Source organism: Caulobacter flavus (assembly GCF_003722335.1).
Taxonomy (GTDB): Bacteria; Pseudomonadota; Alphaproteobacteria; order Caulobacterales; family Caulobacteraceae; genus Caulobacter; species Caulobacter flavus.
In genome coordinates, this window is the sequence record NZ_CP026100.1 from 2,004,264 (window position 1) to 2,025,457 (window position 21,194).

Annotated in this window: 15 protein-coding genes and 2 pseudogenes; 11 read left to right on the plus strand and 6 right to left on the minus strand. The window is 69.8% G+C overall.

Annotation, left to right across the window (positions count from 1 at the left end; all coding sequences use genetic code 11):
- Window positions 1-295: 295 nt before the first annotated feature.
- Window positions 296-1,249 (minus strand): bifunctional helix-turn-helix transcriptional regulator/GNAT family N-acetyltransferase, encoded by a 954-nt coding sequence (locus tag C1707_RS09415; protein WP_101713822.1) that lies wholly within the window; start codon window positions 1,247-1,249, stop codon window positions 296-298.
- Between the two features lie 229 nt (window positions 1,250-1,478).
- On the opposite strand from C1707_RS09415, the gene C1707_RS09420 reads away from it, so the two are divergent.
- The 3 genes from C1707_RS09420 to C1707_RS09430 are packed head-to-tail and all read left to right on the plus strand — an operon-like array spanning window position 1,479 to window position 5,744.
- On the plus strand, window positions 1,479-3,716 hold the full coding sequence (locus tag C1707_RS09420) for an alginate lyase family protein (protein WP_205686831.1): 2,238 nt from the start codon (window positions 1,479-1,481) through the stop codon (window positions 3,714-3,716).
- Window positions 3,713-4,981 (plus strand): MFS transporter, encoded by a 1,269-nt coding sequence (locus tag C1707_RS09425; RefSeq protein ID WP_101713823.1) that lies wholly within the window; start codon window positions 3,713-3,715, stop codon window positions 4,979-4,981. The genes C1707_RS09420 and C1707_RS09425 overlap by 4 nt, the downstream gene beginning before the upstream one ends.
- Window positions 4,982-4,994: 13 nt before the next feature.
- Window positions 4,995-5,744, plus strand: a complete 750-nt coding sequence (locus C1707_RS09430) for an SDR family NAD(P)-dependent oxidoreductase (protein WP_101713824.1) — start codon at window positions 4,995-4,997, stop codon at window positions 5,742-5,744.
- A 28-nt stretch (window positions 5,745-5,772) separates the two neighbouring features.
- Here the strand turns inward: C1707_RS09430 and C1707_RS26685 are convergent.
- Window positions 5,773-5,868, minus strand: a pseudogene (locus tag C1707_RS26685) (hypothetical protein); the annotation flags it as partial.
- A 27-nt stretch (window positions 5,869-5,895) separates the two neighbouring features.
- Between C1707_RS26685 and C1707_RS09435 the strand changes: the two are divergent.
- Window positions 5,896-6,783 (plus strand): rhamnogalacturonan acetylesterase, encoded by an 888-nt coding sequence (locus C1707_RS09435; RefSeq protein WP_101713825.1) that lies wholly within the window; start codon window positions 5,896-5,898, stop codon window positions 6,781-6,783.
- A gap of 580 nt (window positions 6,784-7,363) precedes the next feature.
- Entirely contained in the window at window positions 7,364-10,219 is a 2,856-nt protein-coding gene (locus tag C1707_RS09445) for a TonB-dependent receptor (RefSeq protein ID WP_101713826.1), read from the plus strand.
- A 30-nt stretch (window positions 10,220-10,249) separates the two neighbouring features.
- On the opposite strand, the pseudogene C1707_RS26690 reads toward C1707_RS09445, so the two are convergent.
- A pseudogene (locus tag C1707_RS26690) lies at window positions 10,250-10,327 on the minus strand (hypothetical protein); the annotation flags it as partial.
- A 156-nt stretch (window positions 10,328-10,483) separates the two neighbouring features.
- Here C1707_RS26690 and C1707_RS09450 point away from each other — a divergent pair.
- The 5 genes from C1707_RS09450 to C1707_RS09470 all read left to right on the plus strand — a co-directional run bounded on the left by C1707_RS09450 (window position 10,484) and on the right by C1707_RS09470 (window position 16,551).
- Window positions 10,484-11,242: a FadR/GntR family transcriptional regulator gene (locus tag C1707_RS09450; protein ID WP_101713827.1), complete on the plus strand. Its 759-nt coding sequence runs from the start codon at window positions 10,484-10,486 to the stop codon at window positions 11,240-11,242.
- Window positions 11,243-11,412: 170 nt separating this feature from the next.
- Window positions 11,413-11,853, plus strand: coding sequence for a DUF5991 domain-containing protein (locus C1707_RS09455; RefSeq protein WP_101713828.1), 441 nt, complete (start codon window positions 11,413-11,415; stop codon window positions 11,851-11,853).
- On the plus strand, window positions 11,853-12,494 hold the full coding sequence (locus C1707_RS09460; protein ID WP_101713829.1) for a thermonuclease family protein: 642 nt from the start codon (window positions 11,853-11,855) through the stop codon (window positions 12,492-12,494). Before C1707_RS09455 ends, C1707_RS09460 begins: the two co-directional genes overlap by 1 nt.
- A 126-nt stretch (window positions 12,495-12,620) precedes the next feature.
- Window positions 12,621-13,892, plus strand: a complete 1,272-nt coding sequence (locus C1707_RS09465) for a surface lipoprotein assembly modifier (RefSeq protein ID WP_145998411.1) — start codon at window positions 12,621-12,623, stop codon at window positions 13,890-13,892.
- A 25-nt stretch (window positions 13,893-13,917) separates the two neighbouring features.
- Window positions 13,918-16,551 carry a transferrin-binding protein-like solute binding protein gene (locus tag C1707_RS09470; protein ID WP_101713831.1) on the plus strand — a complete coding sequence of 878 codons (2,634 nt, stop codon included), beginning with the start codon at window positions 13,918-13,920 and terminating at the stop codon, window positions 16,549-16,551.
- 79 nt (window positions 16,552-16,630) lie between these two features.
- Here C1707_RS09470 and C1707_RS09475 read toward each other — a convergent pair whose 3' ends face one another.
- Together C1707_RS09475 and C1707_RS09480 are read right to left on the minus strand one after the other, a co-directional pair.
- Window positions 16,631-17,287: an outer membrane protein gene (locus C1707_RS09475; protein WP_101713832.1), complete on the minus strand. Its 657-nt coding sequence runs from the start codon at window positions 17,285-17,287 to the stop codon at window positions 16,631-16,633.
- A 173-nt stretch (window positions 17,288-17,460) separates the two neighbouring features.
- On the minus strand, window positions 17,461-19,287 hold the full coding sequence (locus C1707_RS09480; protein WP_101713833.1) for an ABC-F family ATP-binding cassette domain-containing protein: 1,827 nt from the start codon (window positions 19,285-19,287) through the stop codon (window positions 17,461-17,463).
- Between the two features lie 278 nt (window positions 19,288-19,565).
- Between C1707_RS09480 and C1707_RS09485 the strand changes: the two genes are divergently transcribed.
- Complete coding sequence (locus tag C1707_RS09485; protein WP_145998412.1) at window positions 19,566-19,958, plus strand: hypothetical protein; 393 nt, start codon at window positions 19,566-19,568, stop codon at window positions 19,956-19,958.
- A 4-nt stretch (window positions 19,959-19,962) separates the two neighbouring features.
- Here C1707_RS09485 and C1707_RS09490 read toward each other — a convergent pair whose 3' ends face one another.
- On the minus strand, window positions 19,963-21,150 hold the full coding sequence (locus tag C1707_RS09490; protein WP_101713835.1) for an acyltransferase family protein: 1,188 nt from the start codon (window positions 21,148-21,150) through the stop codon (window positions 19,963-19,965).
- Between the last annotated feature and the right edge of the window lie 44 nt (window positions 21,151-21,194).

Consider the following 21,194-nt stretch of genomic DNA (forward strand, 5'->3'; position numbering starts at 1 on the left):
CCGGGGCGGCCGGCGGCGTCATACGGTTGATCTTTATGCCGCCAGTGGCGATGGCGCGGGCGAGATCGCGCGCCGATATGCGCTCGATCACCTTGCTCATGGTCTTGAGGTCCGGCGCGAGGTCCTTGGGGTCGCTAGTCACGTCGTGCTCCCGATCGGTAGCAAATATGGCCTTTTCTGGCTGAGAGTCAATTATTGCTCCCGAGCGGGATCTAGAATGAGCTCCCGTTCGGGATCTAAGTCCGGGTGCGTCACCTATTTTGATCCATTTTGTTCCCGTACGGGATCGCGCCGCCTAGCCCCGATAGGCCATCGCCACGTCGCAACGCTCGTAGGCCGCGCCGTACCTGGCCATGATCGTCGCGTCGTGGACGAAGCCCAGCTTTTCGTAGAGGTGGATGGCGGCGGCCGACTTCCTGTTGCTGAGCAGGTAGAGGGGCGCCGCGCCCATGGCCTGGGCGCGGGCGATGGCGGCGGCCAGCAGCGCCTCGCCGATCTTGGCGCCGCGGGCCGACTTCAGCACGCCCATCTTGGTCAGCTCGATCGCGCCGCCGCCCGAGGGCTTCAGCGCGCAGGTCCCGACCGGGCCCACGCCGTCGACCACGGCGAACAGGATGGCGCCGCCGGCCTCGATGATCGCCGTGCGCGGATGGTCCAGCACCTTCAGGTCGACCGGCTCGACCGCGTACATGTCCTCCAGCCACTCCATGTTGATGGTCCTGAAGGCCGGGGCGAGGGCGTCGGTGAACTCGACCACCGAGACGCCGGCCTCGAGGCGGCGGGCGGCGCGGACGTCCAGCGGCTCCTGCGCCAGCAGGGCCTCCAGCCGGGTCAGCTGGTCGAGGAAGCTGGGATCTAGGTCCGCCAGCACCTCCTCGACGGCGGCCTCGGCGCGGTTCCAGACCAGCATCTTGGCGCGGTCCAGGGCCTCTCGGCCGGCCGGCGTCAGGCGGATGGTCTTGTGGCGCTGGTCGCGGTGCTCGCGGTTGGTCTCCACCAGGCCAAGCTCGGTCAGCCGGGCGACGGCGCGGGTGACGGTGGGCTGGGCCACCTGCATGGCCTCGGTCAGGGCGCCGATGGTCTGCGGCCCGTCGCGGTCCAGCGTGCCCAGCACCGGCATGTGGCTGGGCTGCAGCGGCAGGTCGGCCTTCTCGACCAGCCGGGTGACCTGCGACTGCATGCGCTCTGCCAGGCGCTTGAGGCGGCTGCCCAGGAACAGGGCGGCGCGTTCGGAGACGATGTCGGTCATGTCGGGCTCATGCGTATAGCGTGCTATATGTCTTGCTATGTGGTTTCGCGGGCCCTGGCAAGCGAGGGCGCGGGCCGCGATCGAACCGGTCTGAAAATTGGTATAGATAAACGCGAAGACCAATTTTTAAGACCCGCCCTAATTTTTGCTAGGACAAATGGTCTGCATCCATGTATGCCGTCTGGGCGTCAGTCGGAGCAGCGGCCAGAGAGCCGCGAGGGAGTGAAGCGTGGGAAACATTCGCGGACGGGCTCTGGCCCTCGTGCTGCTGGCCTCGGCGGCCCTGCCGGGCGGGGCGGCGATGGCCCAGGGGGCAGGCGCGGCGCCCGTCCAGGTCCAGTCGGGGCAGGGGCCGGTTCTGGTCGGCGGGGCCGACCTGGCGGCCATGCGCACCGAGGCCCAGCGCTATCCGATGTTCGCCGCCGAGCTGAAGCGGGTCCGCAAGGAGGTCGACGCGGCCATGAAGGCCGGCATCGACGTGCCGGTTCCCAAGGATCCCGGCGGCGGCCGCACCCACGAGCAGCACAAGCGCAACTACATGGCCATCTATGGCGCGGGCATGCTGTACCGCGCCACCGGCGACGCGGCCTATTCCGACTACGCCAAGCGGATGCTGCTGGAATACGCCAGGCTCTATCCGACGCTGGGCCTGCACCCGGCCGCCAAGAACAACGCCGCCGGCAAGCTCTTCTGGCAGAGCCTGAACGACGCGGTCTGGGTGGTCTATTCGATCCAGGGCTACGACGCGATCCGCGACACCCTGAGCGAGGCCGACCGCAAGACCATCGACGACGGCGTGTTCCGGCCGATGGCGAAATTCATCGCCGACGACCAGCCGCAGGTCTTCGACATCATCCACAACCACGCCACCTGGGCCTGCGCCGCCGTCGGCATGACCGGCTACGTGCTGCGCGATCCGGTGATGGTGGAGAAGGCCCTGAAGGGCACGGACCGCTCGGGCAAGGTCGGCTTCCTCAAGCAGATCGACCAGCTGTTCTCGCCCGACGGCTACTACGCCGAGGGACCCTACTACCAGCGCTACGCCCTGCAGCCGTTCGTGGTCTTCGCCCACGCGATCGAGGAGAACGAACCGGGCCGAAAGATCTTCCAGTATCGCGACGGGGTGCTGACCAAGGCGGTCAAGGCCGCCGTGCAGCTGACCTATGACGGCTACTTCTTCCCGTTCAACGACGCCCTTCTGGAAAAGAGCCTCAAGACCGACGAGCTCTACCAGTCGATCGCCATCGCCTACGGGGCGACCAAGGACCCTTCCTTGCTCTCGATCGCCCGCTGGCAGGACCGCACCACCCTGACGCCCGACGGCCTGGCCGTGGCGCGGGATCTTTCGGCCGGCAAGGAAAAGCCGTTCCCCTACGCCTCGATGCTGTTCCGCGATGGTCCGGGCGGCGACCAGGGCGCGATCGCCGTGATGCGCTCGGGACCCGGCGACCAGGACGAGGTGGTGGCCGTCAAGAACACCGCCCAGGGCATGGGCCACGGCCACTACGACAAGCTGAACTGGATCCTCTACGACGCCGGCCGGCCGATCGTCACCGACTACGGCGCGGCCCGCTTCCTCAACATCGAGGCCAAGGACGGCGGCCGCTACCTCAAGGAAAACGAGACCTGGGCCAAGCAGACCGTGGCCCACAACACGCTGGTGGTGAATGAGACCAGCCAGTTCGACGGCAAGGTCAAGGCAGCCAACACCCTGGCGCCGAAGCAGATCTTCTTCTCGGCCGAAGGCTCGGCCAAGATCAGCACCGCCGAGATGGCCGGGGCCTGGCCGGGCGTGGTCTTCCGCCGCTCGATCGTCCAGGTCGACGCCGGCAAGGGGCCGCCGCTGGTGCTCGACCTGCTGAAGGTCAAGGGCGACAAGCCGGCCCAGTACGACCTGCCGCTGCACTTCTCGGGCCACATCATCGACGCCGGCTTCCCGCTGCAGCAGAACCTGGCCGCGCGGCCGGTGCTGGGCAAGGACGACGGCTACCAGCACCTGTGGGTCGACGCGATCGGCACGCCCGACGCCGCCAACGCCCGCCTGACCTGGATCGCCGGCGAGCGCTTCTACACCTGGCGCATGCTGCCGCCGGCGGGCGCGCAGGTGATCATCGCCGAAAGCGGCGCCAACGACCCGAAGTTCAACCTGCGCCGCGAGCCGGCCCTGATCCAGCGGGTCAAGAGCGACGGCAACACCACCTTCGTGGGCGTGCTCGAGCCGCACGGGGCCTACGACCCCTCGGCCGAGACCACCGAGGGCAGCACCAGCCGCATCGAGGCCCTGCGCCATGCGCGCACCGACGACGCCGACGTGGTGACCATCGTCCTGGCCGGCGGCCGCACGATCACCATCGCCGTCGCCGACAGCGCCGAGGCCGGCGCGGCCCACAAGGCGACCGTCGACGGCAAGGCGATCGCCTGGAAGGGCCACTTCGCCCGCTTCGACGGCAAGGGCGGCGCGCAATGAAGGGCGGGCTTCGCTGGCTGATCGTCAGCCTGGTCGGGCTGGCCACGGTCATCAACTACATCGACCGCAACGCCCTGGCCGTCATGTGGCCGGCGGTGTCGAAGGACATCGGCGCCGACAAGGCCGACTACGCCCTGCTGGTGACCATCTTCATGGTCGCCTACGCCTGCGGCCAGTCGCTGTTCGGCAAGGTGTTCGACGTCATCGGCACGCGGATGGGCTTCGCGGTGTCGATCCTGGTGTGGTCGGTGTCGATCGCGGCCCACAGCGTCGTGCGCTCGCTAGGCCTGCTGGCCCTGCTGCGGGTGACGCTGGGGATCAGCGAGGCCGGCAACTGGCCCGGCGCGGTCAAGGCCAACGCCCTGTGGTTCCCGCCCCGCGAGCGGGCCCTGGCGCAAGGGATCTTCAATTCCGGCGCGGCCATCGGAGCCATCGTCTCCGCGCCCCTGGTGGCCCTGCTGTTCGAGCTCGTGGGCTGGCGGGCGACCTTCCTGGTGGTCGGCGTGCTGGGCTTCCTGTGGCTGCTGCCCTGGCTGTTCGTCTATCGCGCCGACCCCGGCGCCCACCCGTGGCTGAGCCAGGCCGAGCGCGCCCACATCGCCGATCGCGGCGACGCTTCGGCCAAGGCCGGCTGGTCGCCGAACCTCGCCCAGCTGCTGAAGCAGAAGCAGAGCTGGGCGATCATCGTCTCGCGCTTCTTCCTCGATCCGGTCTGGTGGCTGTTCGTCTCGTGGCTGCCGATCTACCTGTCGGAGACCTTCGGCTTCGACGTGCGGCAGATCGGCCTGTTCGCCTGGGTGCCGTTCGTCGGCGCCATGCTGGGCAGCCTGGGCGGCGGCTGGCTTTCGGGGGCGCTGATCCGGCGCGGCTGGACGACGCTCTCGGCCCGCCGGTTCGCCGTCACCCTGGGCGGGGCGATCATGCTGCCGGCCCTGCTGCTGACGGCCAAGGCCGCGACGCCGCTGACCGCCGTGCTGCTGATCGCCGTGATCCTGCTGGGCTTCCAGGTGGCGATCAACAACATCCAGACCCTGCCCAGCGACTATTACGGCGGCGGGGCGGTGGGCACGATCGCGGGCATCGGCGGCACGGCCGCCGTGGCCGGCACCCTGGTCACCACCTGGCTGGTGCCGGTCATGACTAAGCACGGCTACGCCCCGATCTTCGTCCTGGCGGCGGTCATCGTGCCGCTGGGCGTCGTTTCTCTCTGGCTCTTGGGCGGGCGCGCGTCGCCCGTGCCGGCGCCCTCCTCAGACAGTCAGTAAAAAGGGGACCCGCATGAGGTTCAACGGCAAGGTCGCGCTGGTCACCGGCGGCGGCCGCGACATCGGCCGCGAGGTTTCGCTGCGCCTGGCCGCCGAGGGCGCCACCGTCGTCGTCAACTATCGCGGCGACGAGGAGTCCGCCAGGGAGACGGCGGCCCGGATCGAGGCGGCCGGCGGCAAGGCCGTCCTGCACCGCGCCGACGTCACCGACGCCGCCGAGGTCGAGGGCCTGGTCGCCGCGGCTTCGGCGATCACCGGCCGGATCGACATCCTGGTCAACCTCGCCGGCGGCATGGTCGCCCGCAAGACCCTGGCCGAGATGGACGAGGCCTTCTTCGACCAGGTCATGACCCTGAACCTGAAGTCGGCCTTCCTGGTGACCAAGGCGGCCCTGCCGCACATCCCGGACGGCGCGGCCATCGTCAACATTGCCTCGCAGGCCGGCCGCGACGGCGGCGGTCCCGGCGCCAGCGTCTACGCCGCTTCCAAGGGCGCGATGATGACCCTGACGCGCGGCTGGGCCAAGGAACTGGGCCCGCGCGGGATCCGCGTCAACGCCCTGTGCCCGGGCCTGATCGGCACCAGCTTCCACGACATCTTCTCCAAGCCCGAGGGCCGCGCGGCCACGGCCGGAAACACCCCGCTGCGCCGCGAGGGCGCGCCGCAGGAAGTGGCCGCCGCCGTCGCCTTCCTGGCCTCGACCGACGCCTCGTTCCTGGCCGGCGTGAACCTCGACATCAACGGGGGGCTGGCCTTCTCGTAGGGCTGGCCGAAAGCGCCTTTCGCGGAAGGAAATCCTCGTCCTTCGACGGGCTCAGGATGAGGATTTTGTACGAGCCGACGCTGACAGTCGTCCTCAGCCTGAGCTTGTCGAAGGACGAGGGCGGCATCTCCAAAAAAACAGGGAGGATCCGATGAAGAACAAGACGACCGCGATGCTCGCGACCCTGGCCCTGCTGGCGACGGCGGCGCCGGCCGCCGCCCTGGCCCAGCCGCCGGGTCCGGTGAGGGAACGCGAGCCGCGCACCGACGCCCCGCCGATCAAGCCCTACAAGGTGATCCTGGTCGGCGACTCCACCACGGCCGTCGGCAGCGGCTGGGGCTCGGCCTTCTGCGACCACCACGTCAAGTCGTCGGTGGCCTGCCTGAATCTCGGCCGGGGCGGGCGCTCGACCCGCAGCTACCGCGCCGAGGGCTCGTGGGACATCGCCCTTGCCGAGGCCAAGGTCCCCGGCTACGCGGCGACCTATGTGCTGATCCAGTTCGCCCACAACGACCAGTCGTCCAAGGGCGAGCGCTGGACCGACCTCTCCACCGAATTCCCGGCCAACCTCAGGCGCTTCGTCGAGGACGTGCGGGCGGCCGGCGCCCAGCCGGTGCTGCTCACGCCCCTGACCCGCCGCGAGTTCGCCGGCGGCCAGCTGAAGAACACGCTCGACGTCTGGTCCGAGGAGGTGCGCAAGGTCGCCGCCGAGACCAAGGCGCCGCTCGTCGACCTCAACAGGTCCAGCGCCCGCATCGTCCAGAAGCTGGGCCCCGTCGACTCCATGAAGCTGGCCCAGGCCGAGCCGATCGAGACCGAGGTCGCCGCCGCCAAGGCCGGCACGACCCTGCCGCCGCGCGCCGCCGAGGAGGCCCGCCAGCCCGACGCCCCCGTCACCGAGACCGGCCCGCGCGGCCAGCAGGTGCGCAAGTTCGACTACACCCACGTGGGCGATACGGGCGCGCAGGTGTTCTCCAAGCTGGTCGCCGACGACCTGGCCGCCGCCGTGCCGGGCCTGCGTAGCCAGCTGGTGCCTTAACGCAAGCTCTTCCCCGCCTCCCGTCGCGCCCGCCCTCGTGACGGGGGTGACGGGAGTCTTTTTGGGGAAGCTGTCAAAGTTCCCCACGCTCAGGGGGGCTCACTCTTTCTCCCGTCATTCCCGCCCTTGTGGCGGGAAACCCTGGTTCCGCTCGCAGGTGCGATGCAAGCGGATCGCCGGCGATCCGCCCCTACCGCCCTCGCGGCCGACAGAGGGTTTCCCGCCACAGGGGCGGGAATGACGGGAGGTTGTTGGGACGACTGTACGAAGTTCCCCGAGCCCAAAGGGGAAACCGCGCGGAGGCGGCCGCACGTCGCGGCCCTGGCCGTGGCCGCCTTCGCGTCAGGGGGAGCTCACTCTCTCTCCCGTCATTCCCGCCCTTGTGGCGGGAATGACGGGAGTTAAGGGGGCGGAGAGGGGAAAGCTAACTGGTCTAAATTGGTCTGAAATCTGGTCCGGTAATATCGCAAGCAAATTGGCCTGAAAATTCTCATAATTGGTATAAGAATCCGCCTTGACGCGGCGCGGGCCAGGTCGCAGGGTCCCGGCATAAGAAAAGACTAAGGGGGAGGGAGCGGACATGCGCGCCACGAACACCATTCGCGTCCGGCTGCGGACGATCCTGAGCTGCGGCGCGGCCGCCTCGGTCGTCGCCATGGCCGCCCAGGCCAGCGCCCAAGAGGCCAAGGCCGACCAGCCGATCACCGACAACGCCGTCGACGAGGTGGTGGTCAGCGCCGTCCGCCAGACCATGCAGAACTCGATCGCCGTCAAGCGCGACACCACAGCCATCGTCGACGCCTTGTCGGCCAACGAGATCGGCGACCTGCCGGGCCAGTCGATCGGCGAAGCCATCATGACCATCACCGGCGCCACCGCCGACCGCGGCAACTACGGCCCGACCGAGGTGTCGCTGCGAGGCCTGGGCTCGTTCCTGTCGGCCACCACCTTCAACGGCCGCGAGGCCTCGAACGGCAGCGGCGACCGCGCCGTCAACTTCGGCCAGTTCCCGTCCGAGCTGTTCAACGGCATCAAGATCTACAAGTCCCAGCAGGCCGACCTGATCGAGGGCGGCGTCGCCGGCACGATCGAGATGGAGACCAAGAAGCCGCTCGACTACGGCAAGCGCCTGGTCCAGGGCGAGCTGAAGGGCAACTACAATCCCTATCAGAAGCGGATCACCGGCTCGGACCCCTGGGGCTGGCGGGGCACGGCCAGCTATGTCGACCAGTACGAGCTGGGCAAGCTGGGCGAAGTGGGGGTCTCGCTGGGCGTCCAGCGCAACCAGGTCGACGACCCGGCCGAAAGCTATGTCGCCTCCAACACCTGGCTGGCCTGCAACGCCAACGTCAACGCCACCGGCAACTGCACCGAAGTGACCCGCGCCCAGGCCGCGGCCGGCACGCCGTTCTACCTGGCGCCCAACTCGATCACCTTCCGCCAGCTGACCGCCAAGGAAAAGCGAGACGCGATCTTCGGCGCCCTGCAGTGGCAGCCCAACGACCGCTGGGACGTCAATCTCGACGTCGAATACTCCAAGCGGAACTATGAGGAAGACCGTCACGACCTGGGCTTCGCCGAGACCCGCTACGCCCTGCGCAACGTGCAGTACGACGACCAGCACCGGCTGCTCTACGCCACCGGAAACAGCACCCTGCAGTCGGTCTCGACCCTGTTCCAGCGGGAAGAGGAATACATCGGCGGCGGCGGCGACTTCGAGTTCCGGGCCACCGACCGCCTGACGCTGCGCGCCGACGTCTCCTATAGCCAGACCACGCGCACCGACCTCACGCGCTCGACCCGCCTGCGCACCGATCCGCTCGACATCTACGGCGCGCGCACGGCGATCAACAACCAGCGCATCCCGTTCACCTACGACGCCCGGAGCGGCTTCGCCCCGGTGCTGACGGTCGATCCGCGCTTCAATCTCGACGACTGGTCGCTCTACAGCGACGACGCCCGCCTGACCCGCGAGGAGGAGGAGAAGAAGGACCGCATCTTCGCGACCCGCTTCGACGCGTCCTACGACCTGGACGGCTTCGTCAGCCGCATCGACGCCGGCGCCCGCTATTCGCGCCGCCGCTACACCACCTATGACGACCTGGTCACCATCGACCAGGCCAGCCTGGCGGTCGACCGCGCCGTCAACCTGGCCTGCCGCACCAACTTCCCGCAGTCGGACTATCTGGGCGACGCGCCCAACCACTCGGTGCGCAGCTGGGCGACCTTCGACACCCTCTGCCAGTTCCGCAACTACCTGGGCGCTGAAGATCCCGGCGGCAGCGGCGACACCCGCTCGGTGGCCAACGCCGACGTCACCGAGACCGTCTGGTCGGGCTACGTCATGGCCTCCTACAAGGGCGAGGCGGCCGGCATGCCGGTGCGCGGCAACTTCGGGGTGCGCGTGGTCGACACCCGCGTCGTCTCCAAGGGCCTGCGGGCCGAGCTGGACGTGGTCAACAACAGCGACGGCTCGATCCGCCTGGTCGAGACCGGCGCCTTCGACCCGACCCGGATCAAGGCCTCCAGCTTCCGCGTGCTGCCCAGCGTCAACGCCAATTTCGACCTGACGCCCAAGACGGTGGGCCGCATCGCCCTCTACCGCGCCATGTCGCGTCCGGCCCCCAGCAGCCTGGCGGCGGGCCGCGCCATCACCCTGCAGGACGGCACCGACTTCACCTCGATCCAGGACGCCATCGGCGAGATCGTCGCCAGCGGCAGCCCGCGCCTGAAGCCGATCATGTCGTGGAACGCCGACGTGGCGCTGGAATACTACGCCAACCGCGACACCATCCTGGCCAGCACCCTCTACTACAAGCAGTTCACCGGCGGCTTCATCCCGGTGACCATCGACGAGCAGTTCGTCATCGACGGCCAGGCCGTCACCGTGCCGGTCACCCAGACCCAGAACAGCGACGACAAGAGCCACGTCTACGGCGCGGAGTTCACGCTCTCCAACAAGTTCAGCTGGCTGCCCAAGCCGCTGGACGGGTTCGGCGGCAAGCTGAGCTACAACTACGCGATCACCAACTTCAAGAACCACGACATCCGGCTGGGCGACGTCATCGACGCCGACACCGGCGCGGTCACCGGCGGCATGATCCCGGCCGCGGGCCTGAACGGCTATTCCAAGCACGTGCTGTCGGCCCAGCTCTACTACGAGCACGGCCCGCTCAGCGTTCAGGGCATCTATCGCTACCGCTCGCGCTACTACCAGGACTTCGTCGGCGGCAACGCCCAGCTGCGCTACATCTCGGGCGGCGACGCCTTCGACTTCAACGTCCAGTACAAGCTGAACAAGAAGGTCGACATCCGCCTGCAGGGCCTGAACCTGTTCAACGAGGTCAAGATCGACTCGATGCCGGTGCCGGGCAGCACCCGCAACTACCAGTACTTCGGCCAGCAGTTCTTCATCTCGATCCGGGCGCGTCTGTAGGGCCCTCCAGATCGTCATCCCGGACGGCGAAGCCGATCCGGGACCCAGGGGGAGCCGCATTGCGCCGGCCCCTGGGTCCCGGCTCTCCGCTGCGCTGCGGCCGGGATGACGGCGTTTAAGTCGTTGAAGAGGCTGGGGCTTGTGGTTCGCGGTCCCCCGGGCGTCGAGGAGGTGGGGAGAACCCCGGCGCCTACCAGTTTGCTATTCCAATTCCAGTCCGGTTCGGGCAAGGCTTGGGACGCAACACCACTTTAGAGGGGCGCCATGGCCGACCGTCGCCTGTTCGAGGAAATCGCCGACAAGATCGCGGACATGGTTCGCGCGGGCGAGTTTCCGCCAGGCTCGCGGCTGCCCGGCGAGCGCGAGATGTCCGAGCGGCTGGGGGTCAGCCGCGTCACCGTCCGCGAGGCCGAGATCGCCCTGCAGGCCCGGGGAACCCTGCGCATCCGCGCCGGCTCGGGCGTCTATGTCTGCGCGCCGGCCGGGGCCGACGGCGCCGGCGGCGAGGGCGCCCTGCCCACGGTCAGCGCCTTCGAGCTGACCGAGGCCCGCTCGCTGTTCGAGAGCGAGGCCGCCGCCCTGGCCGCCCCGACCATCTCCGACGCCGACCTCGCCAAGCTCGACGACCTGCTGGCCCAGATGGTCGAGGCCGGCGACGACGACGCCCGCTCCACGGCCGTCGACCGCGAGTTCCACATGACCATCGCGGCCGCCTCGGGCAACCGGGTGATCATCCACACCATCAAGACCCTCTGGAAGTTCCGCATGGAGGATCCGGCGGTGCGCCGCACCCACCAGGCGATCTGCCACCACGACGGCGACGCCCGCCAGGCCGAGCACGTGGCCGTGGTCGAGGCCCTGCGCCGCCGCGACCCCAAGGCCGCCCGCCAGGCCATGCGCCTGCACTTCTCGCGCCTGCTGGAATCCATGCTCGACGCCACCGAGCAGCAGGAGCGCCTGGAGCTGGAGCGCAAGGCCGCCGAGAGCCGCCAGCGCTTCCTGATGACCGCGCGGATGGGCTAGGAGCGCCTTTTCCCATCGTCATCCCGGATCAGCCCTGCGGGCTTTCCGGGATGACGGATGATGGGGGATGGCGTTTGCGGAACCCCGCCGCCGCAGCCGCTTTTCCTTCCGACGGGGGAAAGCGCCGCAACCAGTCTGCCGGCCGTCCCGTCTCGCGAGGAGCCGGCTTGATGTTCTCGTCCCTGCTGAGCGGCCTGATGGCCGGCGCCATGGCCCTGGCCGCTCCCGCCCCATCGGCGCCCGCCGGCGGCTGGGACGGCGTCTACGCCTACACCCAGGACGGCGGCCGCACGGCCGGGGGCTCGCCGATCCTGGTGACCTGGCGCCTGACCCTGAAGAACGGGGCGTGCGAATTCCACGGCGAGGGCTTCCAGACCCTGGAGACCTTCCAGTGCAGCGCCCACGCCACGCCGTCGGGCCTGGAGGTGCGGTTCCTGCGCTATCCGCCGCCGGCCAGGGCCAACCGCTTCGGCGTCGAGGTCTACAAGCCCGGCGCGCCCCTCTTCACCCTGTCGAGGCTGGAGGGCCGGGTGCTGACCCGCTGGACCGGCTTCGTGCCCGACGAGGGCGTCGCCCGCTCGCCCGCCCCCTATTTCAGCAAGGTGAAGTGATGCGCCGGTCGACGATCCTGATCGGCCTGCTGGTGGTCGCCGGCCTCGCCGCGGCGGCGGCCTTCGCCTATGACGCCGCGCGGCCGCGGGTCCACCCGATCAAGGCGGCCGACGCCCGCGAGCACGACCTCGACGCCCCCCAGCCGCAGTTCGCCAGGGACGCCGAAGGCCGCGCCGAGCTGTTCGGCCCGGCCCGCGTCGTCGAGGGCGACGTCCTGGAGATCCAGGGCATGCGGGCCCGGCTGTGGACGATCGACGCGCCGGACCTCGCCCAGACCTGCCTCGACAAGGACGGCGCGTCCTTCGCCTGCGGCCAGGCCGCCCGCGCGCACCTGGAAAAGCTGATCGCCGGCCGCAAGGTCGCCTGCCGCCCCGAAGGCCCGCCGCAGGACGGCGACGGCTGGCAGGGCCTGTGCTTCGTCGCCGACGCGCCCTGCGCGGACGCCGCCGGGCCGTGCGCGTCGGACCTGGCCTCGCTGAACCTGGCCATGGTGCGCCAGGGCTGGGCGGTCGACCTGGAGGGCCAGTATTCGGAGCCCGAATCCGACGCGCAGGCCGACAGGGCCGGCCTGTGGGCGGGGCGCTTCGACGAGCCCGAGGTCTGGCGCGCGCGGGCCAAGACGGCGGCGCCGGCGGGCTGAAACGCCCGTTCCTCGGTGAAGTCGAAAAAATTCCGCGACGCAACATTCGGGGGCGTTGTGGCAATCTTGGCCGTGGGCTAGAGCTCGTCTGAAGATTGCTCTCTCCGGCACGGATCGCGTTTTAGTTTGTTGCCCTGGACCGTGCCCGATCAGCCGCCGGCGGCGCTGTCCGCGCCCTCCCCCGAACAGGTCGGGGCGGAGGTCGGCGAGGCGATGAAGCGTGGCGACTGGCGCCGGGCCGACCTTCTGCTGTCCAGCCTGCCGCCCGAGACCGCGGCCGCGCCCGAGGTTCAGTTCGTGCGCGCCTTTCTGGCCCGCCGCATGGGCCGCCGCGACCGCGCCATCGAGATCTATCAGCGCCTGCTGGAAGGGCAGGGCGCGCCGCTGCGGGTGCGGCTGGAGTTGGCCGACACCTTCGTCGAGGCCAACGACGACCGCTCGGCCGAACACAACTACCGCCTGGCCCTGGCCTCCGACGAGGCGGAGGCCGTGCGCGAGGGGGTCGAGGCCCGCCTCAGGGAGATCGCCGAGCGCCGCCGGTGGCGCTACAGCGTCAACCTGGCGATCTCGCCCGACAGCAACGTCAACACCGCCACCGACGCCCGCCAGCTGGAGATCTTCGGCCTGCCGTTCGAGCTGTCCGACGAGGCGCGGCGCACGTCTGGCGTGGGCCTCAGCCTGGCGGCCTCGGCCGAGCGCAGCGTGCCCCTGAAGGGCCGGACCCGGCTGATGGTCGGCGGCTACGGCCGCTTCGTCGACAACGACCAGCGGGCCTTCGACGACGGCGCGCTGGGCCTGCGGGCTGGTCCGCAGTTCTGGCTGGGCCAGGCCCGGGCCGGCGTCGAGGCCTCGGTCGAGCGCCGCTGGTTCGGCGGCCAGGCCCTGTCGCGCACCGCCGGCCTGTCGGGCGACCTGCAGTGGGGCTGGGGCCGGGTGCAGCGCCACGCCGCCCTGTCTGCCCAGCGCCTGACCTACGACCGGATCGAGGGCCGCGACGCCTGGATCTACGCCGCCGGCTGGGACCGCACCCACTATCTCAGCGCCAACCGGTTCTGGCGGCTGGGCGTCAACGGCGCGCGCGGAGAGGCGCAGGTCGCGTCGGAGTCGTTCTGGCTGGGACGGGTGTCGACGGGGGTCTACCAGACCCTGCCGGCCGGCCTGGCGGCCTTCGTCGAGCCGTCGGTCGAGCGCCGGACCTACGACGCGCGGAGCCTGCTTTCGCCCTCGCCGCGGCGCGACACCGAGTACGCCCTGGCCGTGCGGCTGATCAAGCGCGACTGGCGCTATCGCGGCTTCAGTCCGTACGTCGGCGCCCAGGCCAGCCGCAACGACAGCAATCTCGACATCAACGCCTATTCCCGCCTTCGGCTGGATTTCGGCGCGACACGAACCTTCTGATCATTTTCCGCGAGGGGTGGGGCACATGAACAATTTCGCCAAGACGCTTCTGGTCGGCGCGGCCGCCGCGGCCCTGACCGCCTGCGGGGGCGGGGGCGGGGGCGGCGGCGGCGGCGGTCCGTCGACCGGCGTGACCACGCCCACCCCGCCGACCACCACCACCCCGCCGCCGATCACCCCGACGGTCATGCTGCTGTCGCCGCTGGCGGCGATCACCGACCTCGAAACGCGGGCGACGGCCGGCGGTCAGCTGAACAATTTCCAGATCTCCGATCCCGACGCCCCCAACGCGACCAAGTACGCGGAAATGAACATCGACGGCGACGAGACCGTTCGCCTGCAGTTCGCCAACAACAACCTGTCGATCAACCTGTCCGGAAGGCCGGCCGAGTACGCCGAAGGCATTCGCTCCACCGGCAGCTACACCACCGAAGGCGGGCGTCAGGTCAGCCGGCAGATCGTCACCAGGGGGTGGAGCGACGTGAAAATGCCGGCCCTCGAGGAGGGGGCAGGTTCGGTCGGGCTGAGCACCGGCGACGCCCCCGACTGGGTGAGACCGATCACCTGGAGCTCGATCACCGCGGACGAGGGGCGGATCTGGGGTTTCGGCATGCTCGGCGACCTGGCGACGGGCATCCCCACCACCGGCGTCGCCCGCTTCCGGGGCGAGGCGCTGGGCTCGGCCGACGGGGCGTTCCGCAGCGGCGGGCTGAACCAGCCGTTCTCCGCCAGCGCCGGGGTCGACATCGACTTCTCGACCGGCAAGGTGCGCGGCGGGCTCGAGGACTTCAGCACCTACTATGAGCTCGCTTTCCCGTTCTACACGCTGGACTTCAATTTCGAGGCCAACCTGGTCGACGGCAAGTTCGCCGCGACCGCCATCGAGGCGCCCTTCCAGACCGGCGAGAAGGGCTCCGTCTTCGGCCAGCTCTACGGCCAGGGATCCGACCTCGAGGTCGGCGCGACGTTCAGCGTGACCTATGCCAACACCAAGCTGGCGGGCATGTTCGTCGCTGGCCGGCCGACCAGCAACTTCCTGTCGGGGACCGACCCGACCACCCTGCGCCCGTCGCTGGTCAACCTGACCTCGTCAACGGCCGGCTGGACCCGGACCAGCTACAACCAGAACAACATCGAGCTGGGCGGCAACAACGAGTCTCTGACCTTCACGCCCGGCGCCTTCGGCGGTTCGGACGACAGCTACCGCCTCTACTTCGACAACGGCGCGGAGATGATCCTGCAGGACTTCGACGGCAGCCACTACAAGGGTGACCGCTATGTCGACACGCCGCGCCCGTCGACGACCGGCACGCGCTACCTGCGGGTCGAGACCTGGACCAACGTCCAGACCCTCAACCGCTGGGAGCTGGGCGTCCAGAGCGACAAGGCCTGGATCCGGCCGGCCTACGTCCAGGCCCTGGAATATGTGAACGCCGGCATCTCGCCGGGCGTGACGCACCGGGCCTACATGACCACCGGCCTGCGCTCGACGGCGCTGCCCGCGACCGGCTCGGCCCGCTACAAGGGCGACGCCGTCGGCACGATCGCCAACACCAGCACCGGGGCGACCTACACCACCAGCGGGACCGGCGTGGTCGACGTGTTCTTCGGCACGGGCCAGGTGAAGGGCGGCATCGGCTCGCTGGTGATCACCGGCCAGGACGGCTTCACCGTTCCGACCCCGGCAGGGACCCCGACCCTGATCACCTTCAGCGGCGCGCTGAACGCCAACCGGGCCTTCGACGCCACGGTCGATCCGCAGAAGCTGGGCCTGACCGGCCAGGTGCGCGGCGACTTCTACGGTCCCGACGCCGCCGAGCTGGGCGCGATCTACAACATCAACCTTCCCGGCTACGGCGCCATGGCCGGCATGCTGGTCGGCGCCCGCAACCCGGTCCCGGCCAGCATCGGCTATTCGGCCACGACCTTCTCGTCGGCGGCCGGGGCGGCCAACTACGCCGTCAGCGCCGAGCCGCTGACCGGCCTGGCGGTCGAGTGGCGCCGCAACTCGCCGTTCGGCCAGGGCGACACCTTGCGCCTGGACATGACCGCCGGCGGCCAGTCGCTGAACGACAGCTATGCCGGCCGGGCGGTGTCGTACAACGACTATCCCTACGGCGTGAACGCGGCGCGCAGCACCACCGAGGTCGTCGCCTTCGACGGGGCCAAGGGCCTGGTCGAGATGATGTACCGGGTGTCGGGCGTCGACCTGCGCTACGCCAGCGTGGCCGGCTGGCGCTCCACCGACTCGCGCGCCTCGCATTTCGTGGCCCTGGGCCAGCGGGCCACCGACGTCCCGCAGACCGGCAAGGCCGAGTACCAGGGCGTGGTCTCGGCTACCTACAACGACAACAACTACGCCCTCCCGACGACGGGCAAGGTGGCGATGACGGTGGACTTCGCGGCCGCGTCGCTGACGGGGTCGACCTCCGGCCTGGCGATCAACTCGGGCCGGCCCGATCCGAACTTCAGCTTCAAGGCCTCGATCGCCAACGCCGAGTTCTCGGGCGACTTCGCCAACGCCGACAACACCCTGTCGGGACCGGTCAAGGGCCTGTTCGCCGGTCCGGGCGCGCCCGAGGCGGTGGGGACGTTCAACGCGACCAAGGCCCCGGCCGGAACCACCTACACCGGCGGCTTCGTGGCGGTGAAGAAGTAGGGAGCGCCGGCTCCCCGCAAGAAGAAGGGCGCGCCAGGCAAGGCCCGGCGCGCCCTTTTCGTTTTCAGGTCGGCTCGGCTCAGAAGCCGAAGCGCACGCCGACCAGGGCGCCGGCGCTCGACAGGTCGAACTTCGACTTGCTGTCGCCGCCCGAGGTGCTGGTCTCGACGCGGATCGGGCCGACGCGCTGGTAGCGGGCCTCGGCGAACAGCGAGACGCGGGGCGAGACCGCGACGCTGGCGCCGGCGATCGCCTGCAGGGTCAGGGCCGAGCCCTTGTCGTCGAGCAGGCCGTCGTCGATCTTGACCGAGGCCGCGCCGATGCCCGCGCCCAGATAGGGCTTCACCGGGCCGTTGACCGGGAAGTCGTAGTAGGCGTTCAGGTCGAGGCTGATGGTCTGGGCCTTGTCGCCTTCGAAGGTCTGCGACAGCGGACCCACGCGGACGGTGGTCTCGATGTCCTGGCTGCGGTAGCCGACGGCCAGCTCGGCGCGCCAGTTGCCTTCCAGCGACGCGCCCCAGGCGCCGGCGAACTGGACGTTGGCGTCGAGGTCGCCTTCGACGCGGCCGCCGGTGAAGCCGTAGTCGTAGTCGCTCTTGCCGATGTAGCCGGCGGCGACCGAGACGTACTGGCCCTTGGGAGCGGCGGCCGGCGCCTTGGCCGGCTTGGCGTCCTGGGCGCAGGCGACGCCGGCGACGGCGAGCGCGGCGACGGCCGTGCTGATGAACAAGCGCATGAAGTGAAATCCCCCAATAGGTACACGTCCGGGTTGGACGCGTCCGGCGATAGGGGGTAAAGTGACGGCTGTAAACTGACGCCCCGAGCAAGCTTGACTGTTTGTCGCCGACTATTGCACGGGCGCAACATTTGGTTGCGTGGCGGTCATTTCTTCAACCGTGGCGCGGGCGGTCAGCCGGCGATGGCCTCGCGCTTTTCCTCCAGCATCAGCCAGTCTTCCTCGGCCTGGGCCAGGTCGGCGCGGGCCTTGTCGAGGGCCTTCATGATCTTGTCGAAGCCGGCCGGATCGCGGGCGTAGAGGTTGGGGTCGTCCAGCTTCTTCTCCAGGTCGCCGAGGATCTTGGGAGAATTGGCGATCAGGGCCTCGCACTCCTCCAGCCGGCGCTGGTCCTTGTAGGACAGCTTGGTGGTCTTCTTCGGAGCGGCGGGCGCGGCCGGGGCGGGCTTGGGGGCCGGGGCGCCGGTGGCGAAGTCGCCGGTCGCGCCGCGGGCGCCCTTGAAGAAGTCCGGGGCCTGGTCGATCAGGTCGGTCCAGCCGCCGGGCGTCTCCAGCACGTCGCCGTGGCCGTTCATGGCGATGGTCGAGGTGGCCAGGCGGTCGATGAAGTCGCGATCGTGGCTGACGAGAATGAGGGTTCCCTCGAAATCGGCCAGCAGCTCCTCCAGCAGGTCCAGCGTGTCCATGTCGAGGTCGTTGGTCGGTTCGTCGAGCACCAGCAGGTTCATCGGCGAGGCCAGGGCGCGGGCCAGCAGCAGGCGGTTGCGCTCGCCGCCCGACAGGCTGGTGACCGGCTGGCGCAGCTGGGCCTCGGTGAACAGGAACTCCTTGGCGTAGCCGGCGACGTGCTTGGAGACGCCGCGCACCAGGATGGAGTCGCCGCCCGACGGGGTCAGGAAGTCCCAGACGGTGATCTTTTCCGACAGGGCCAGGCGGTTCTGGTCGACATAGGCGATCTCCAGATTGGTCCCCAGCTGCACCGTGCCGGCGTCGGCCGGGATCTCGCCCAGCAGCAGGCGCACCAGCGTGGTCTTGCCCGCGCCGTTGGGGCCCACCAGGGCCACCCGGTCGCCGCGCAGGATGCGGGTGTTGAAGTTCTCGACGATCGTGCGGTCGCCGAAGGTCTTGGTCAGGCCCTTGGCCTCGACCACCCGCTTGCCCGACGTGCCCGAGCTCTCGACGGCCATGGTCATCGAGCCGCGCTTCTCGGACTGGATGTCCTTCTTCTCGGCGCGCAGGGCCATTAGGGCGCGGCGGCGGCCCTCGTTGCGGGCCCGGCGACCCTGGACGCCGCGGGCCAGCCAGGCGTTCTCGACCTCGAGCTTCTTGTTGAGGCGGCGCTCCTCTTCCGCCTCGGCGGCCAGCACCTGCTCGCTCCAGGCCTCGAATTCGGAAAAGCCCTTGTCGAGGCGGCGCACCTTGCGGTGCTCCAGCCAGAAGGTGCGCTGGGTGACGCGGTTGAGGAAGGCGCGGTCGTGGCTGACGATCAGCGCCGCGCACTTGGAATTGGCCAGCTCCTCTTCCAGCGTCTGGATGGCGAAGATGTCGAGGTGGTTGGTGGGCTCGTCCAGCAGCAGCACGTCGGGCTGCTCGGCGAACGCCCGCGCCAGGGCGGCGCGGCGGCGCTCGCCGCCCGACAGCCCCTGCGTGCTCTGGTCGTAGTTCAGGCCGAAGTCGGCCAGGGTGGCGTGGGCCTCGTAGTCCTGGGCGCCGCCGGCGGTGCAGTAGTCGAGCAGCGTCTCGCCGGTGATCTCCGGCTCCTGGCTGACGAACACCACCTTGGCGCCCGGCTGCACGGCGCGCTCGCCGCTGTCGGCCTCGGCGCCCTGGGCGGCCAGCACCTTGAGCAGGGTCGACTTGCCGGCGCCGTTGCGGCCCACCAGGCAGGCGCGGACGCGCGGCTCCAGGGCCAGGTCGACGCCGTCGAACAAAGGCTTGGCGCCGTCGGCGAGGCGGACGTCCTTGAGGGCGAGCACGGGGGCGCGGGCGGGGGCGGCCATGGATTAAGTCTTCTTGGTCTTGCGAGGCGGTCGAGGCGAGGAGATGGGGCCTATAGCAGGGCGCGGGGAGGGGGAAGGCGGAAAGTTGTCTCGTCTGCGACGAGCCCCCTCAGTCGGCTTCGCCGACAGCTCCCCCAGAGGGGGAGCATCTTGCTGACCAGATCCTCCCCCTCTGGGGGAGGTGGCCCGGAGGGCCGGAGGGGGTCTTCAGCCGCGAACCGCTCGCCCGATTGCCGCCCCCGCCTTCAACCTCTACCGTGGCGCGCATGGACGAGGTGGTGAAACCGTCGTGGAAGCGACGCCTGTGGGGCGTGGTCGAGATCGTGCTGGGCGCGACCTTCCTGTGGTGTGCGCTCGGCGACCGGATCATGCGCTTCATCGACAGCGGCGGCCGCGAGGAGCGCGGCTATCTAGGAGGCCTGCTGGGCCTGGGCGCGGCAGGCCTTCTGGTGCTGGCCCTGCTGGCGCTGATCGACCGGCGCCTGAAGGGACAGGCCGCCGTCGTGGCCTATCTGACGGTGTTCTCGCTGGTCTGGCTGGCGTTCACGACCTGGATGCTGTGGTCGGCCGGCGCCCACGGGGCGTGGCTGACGGGCGCCGCCCTGGCCTTCGGGCCGATCCTCATGGTCTGGGGCGTGGTCTTCGGCTACCTGCGCAGGGGCGCGCGCTAGGCCCTCAAGCCGCCCGCTTCATCGGTTCCTCCACGACCGCCGGAAGCGGCCGCCGCAGCACCCGGTCGCGCAGCCGCAGGAACGGCCGCTCGACCAGCAGCCACAGCAGGATCGCGGCCGTGAAGTCAGCGGCGAGATAGGCGCCAAGGCCTGTCCAGCCGTGCAGCACGCCGTCGCCCAGCCGCTCGCGCAGCATGTGCTGAACCGGCTTGTGGACGAGGTAGAGGCTGTAGGCCAGGGTGGCGACGAAGGTGACCGGGGCCAGCGGCAGGCGCCGGAGGGCCGGTTCGATGTCGAGCAGGGCGCACAGCAGCAGGGTCGCGGCCAGGCAGGCCAGCGGATAGACGACGACCGCGCCCGCCAGATCCAGCGACACCCCGTCGGCGTGGCGGATGCACAGCACCACCGTCCCGGCGGCGGCGATCAGGCCCAGCGGTCCGGTCAGCCTGGGCGGTGCGAAACGGGCGACGGCGGCGGGGCGGAACACCCTCGCCGCGGCCAGCAGCACGCCCATGGCCAGGCCGTCCAGGCGGGTCCAGGTGGGATAGTAGATCAGCCGCAGGAAGTCGGCCGGACGCGTGGCCGGGTCGGCGACGGGGCCGTGCCAGATCGCCCAGCGCAGGGCCATGCCGCCCAGGATCACGGCGGCGCCGAGGGCCAGGGCCGGTCCCGCGCCGCGCCAGCGGGTCAGGACGAGGACCAGCGGGGGGAGAAGCCAGTAGAAATGCTCCTCCACGCACAGCGACCAGGCCGAGGTGAAGGCGCCGGTGACGCGGTAGTCGAGGCCGAAGTTCATCGTGAAGGTCAGGAACCTCCACAGCGGCTGGATCGCCTTGCCGTCCGAGAAGTCGGGCAGGGTGAAATAGAGCGCCAGCACCGCCAGGAAGGCCGGCAGAATGCGGAAGGCGCGGCTGGCCCAGAAGCGCCTGAAGTCGACCCCGTGTCCCCCGGCGATCCCCTTCAGCAGTTGGGCGCCGATCAGGTAGCCGCTGAGCACGAAGAAGACGTCGACCCCCAGCCAGCCGAACGGCCGGATCGCCGCCAGCGGCTCGGGCCGGGCGGGACCGGGCATGTGCCAGGCCATGACCAGCAGGATGGCGGCGGCGCGCAGCAGGTCGGGTCCGTAGGCGCGCCCGTGGGCGTCGCGCGACGGGGCGAAGAGGGCGGTGAGAGCCCCGGAGACGGCGGTCATGATTGTCCCGAAAGGCCGCCGGGAAGCGAGGTCGGCGGCCGGCG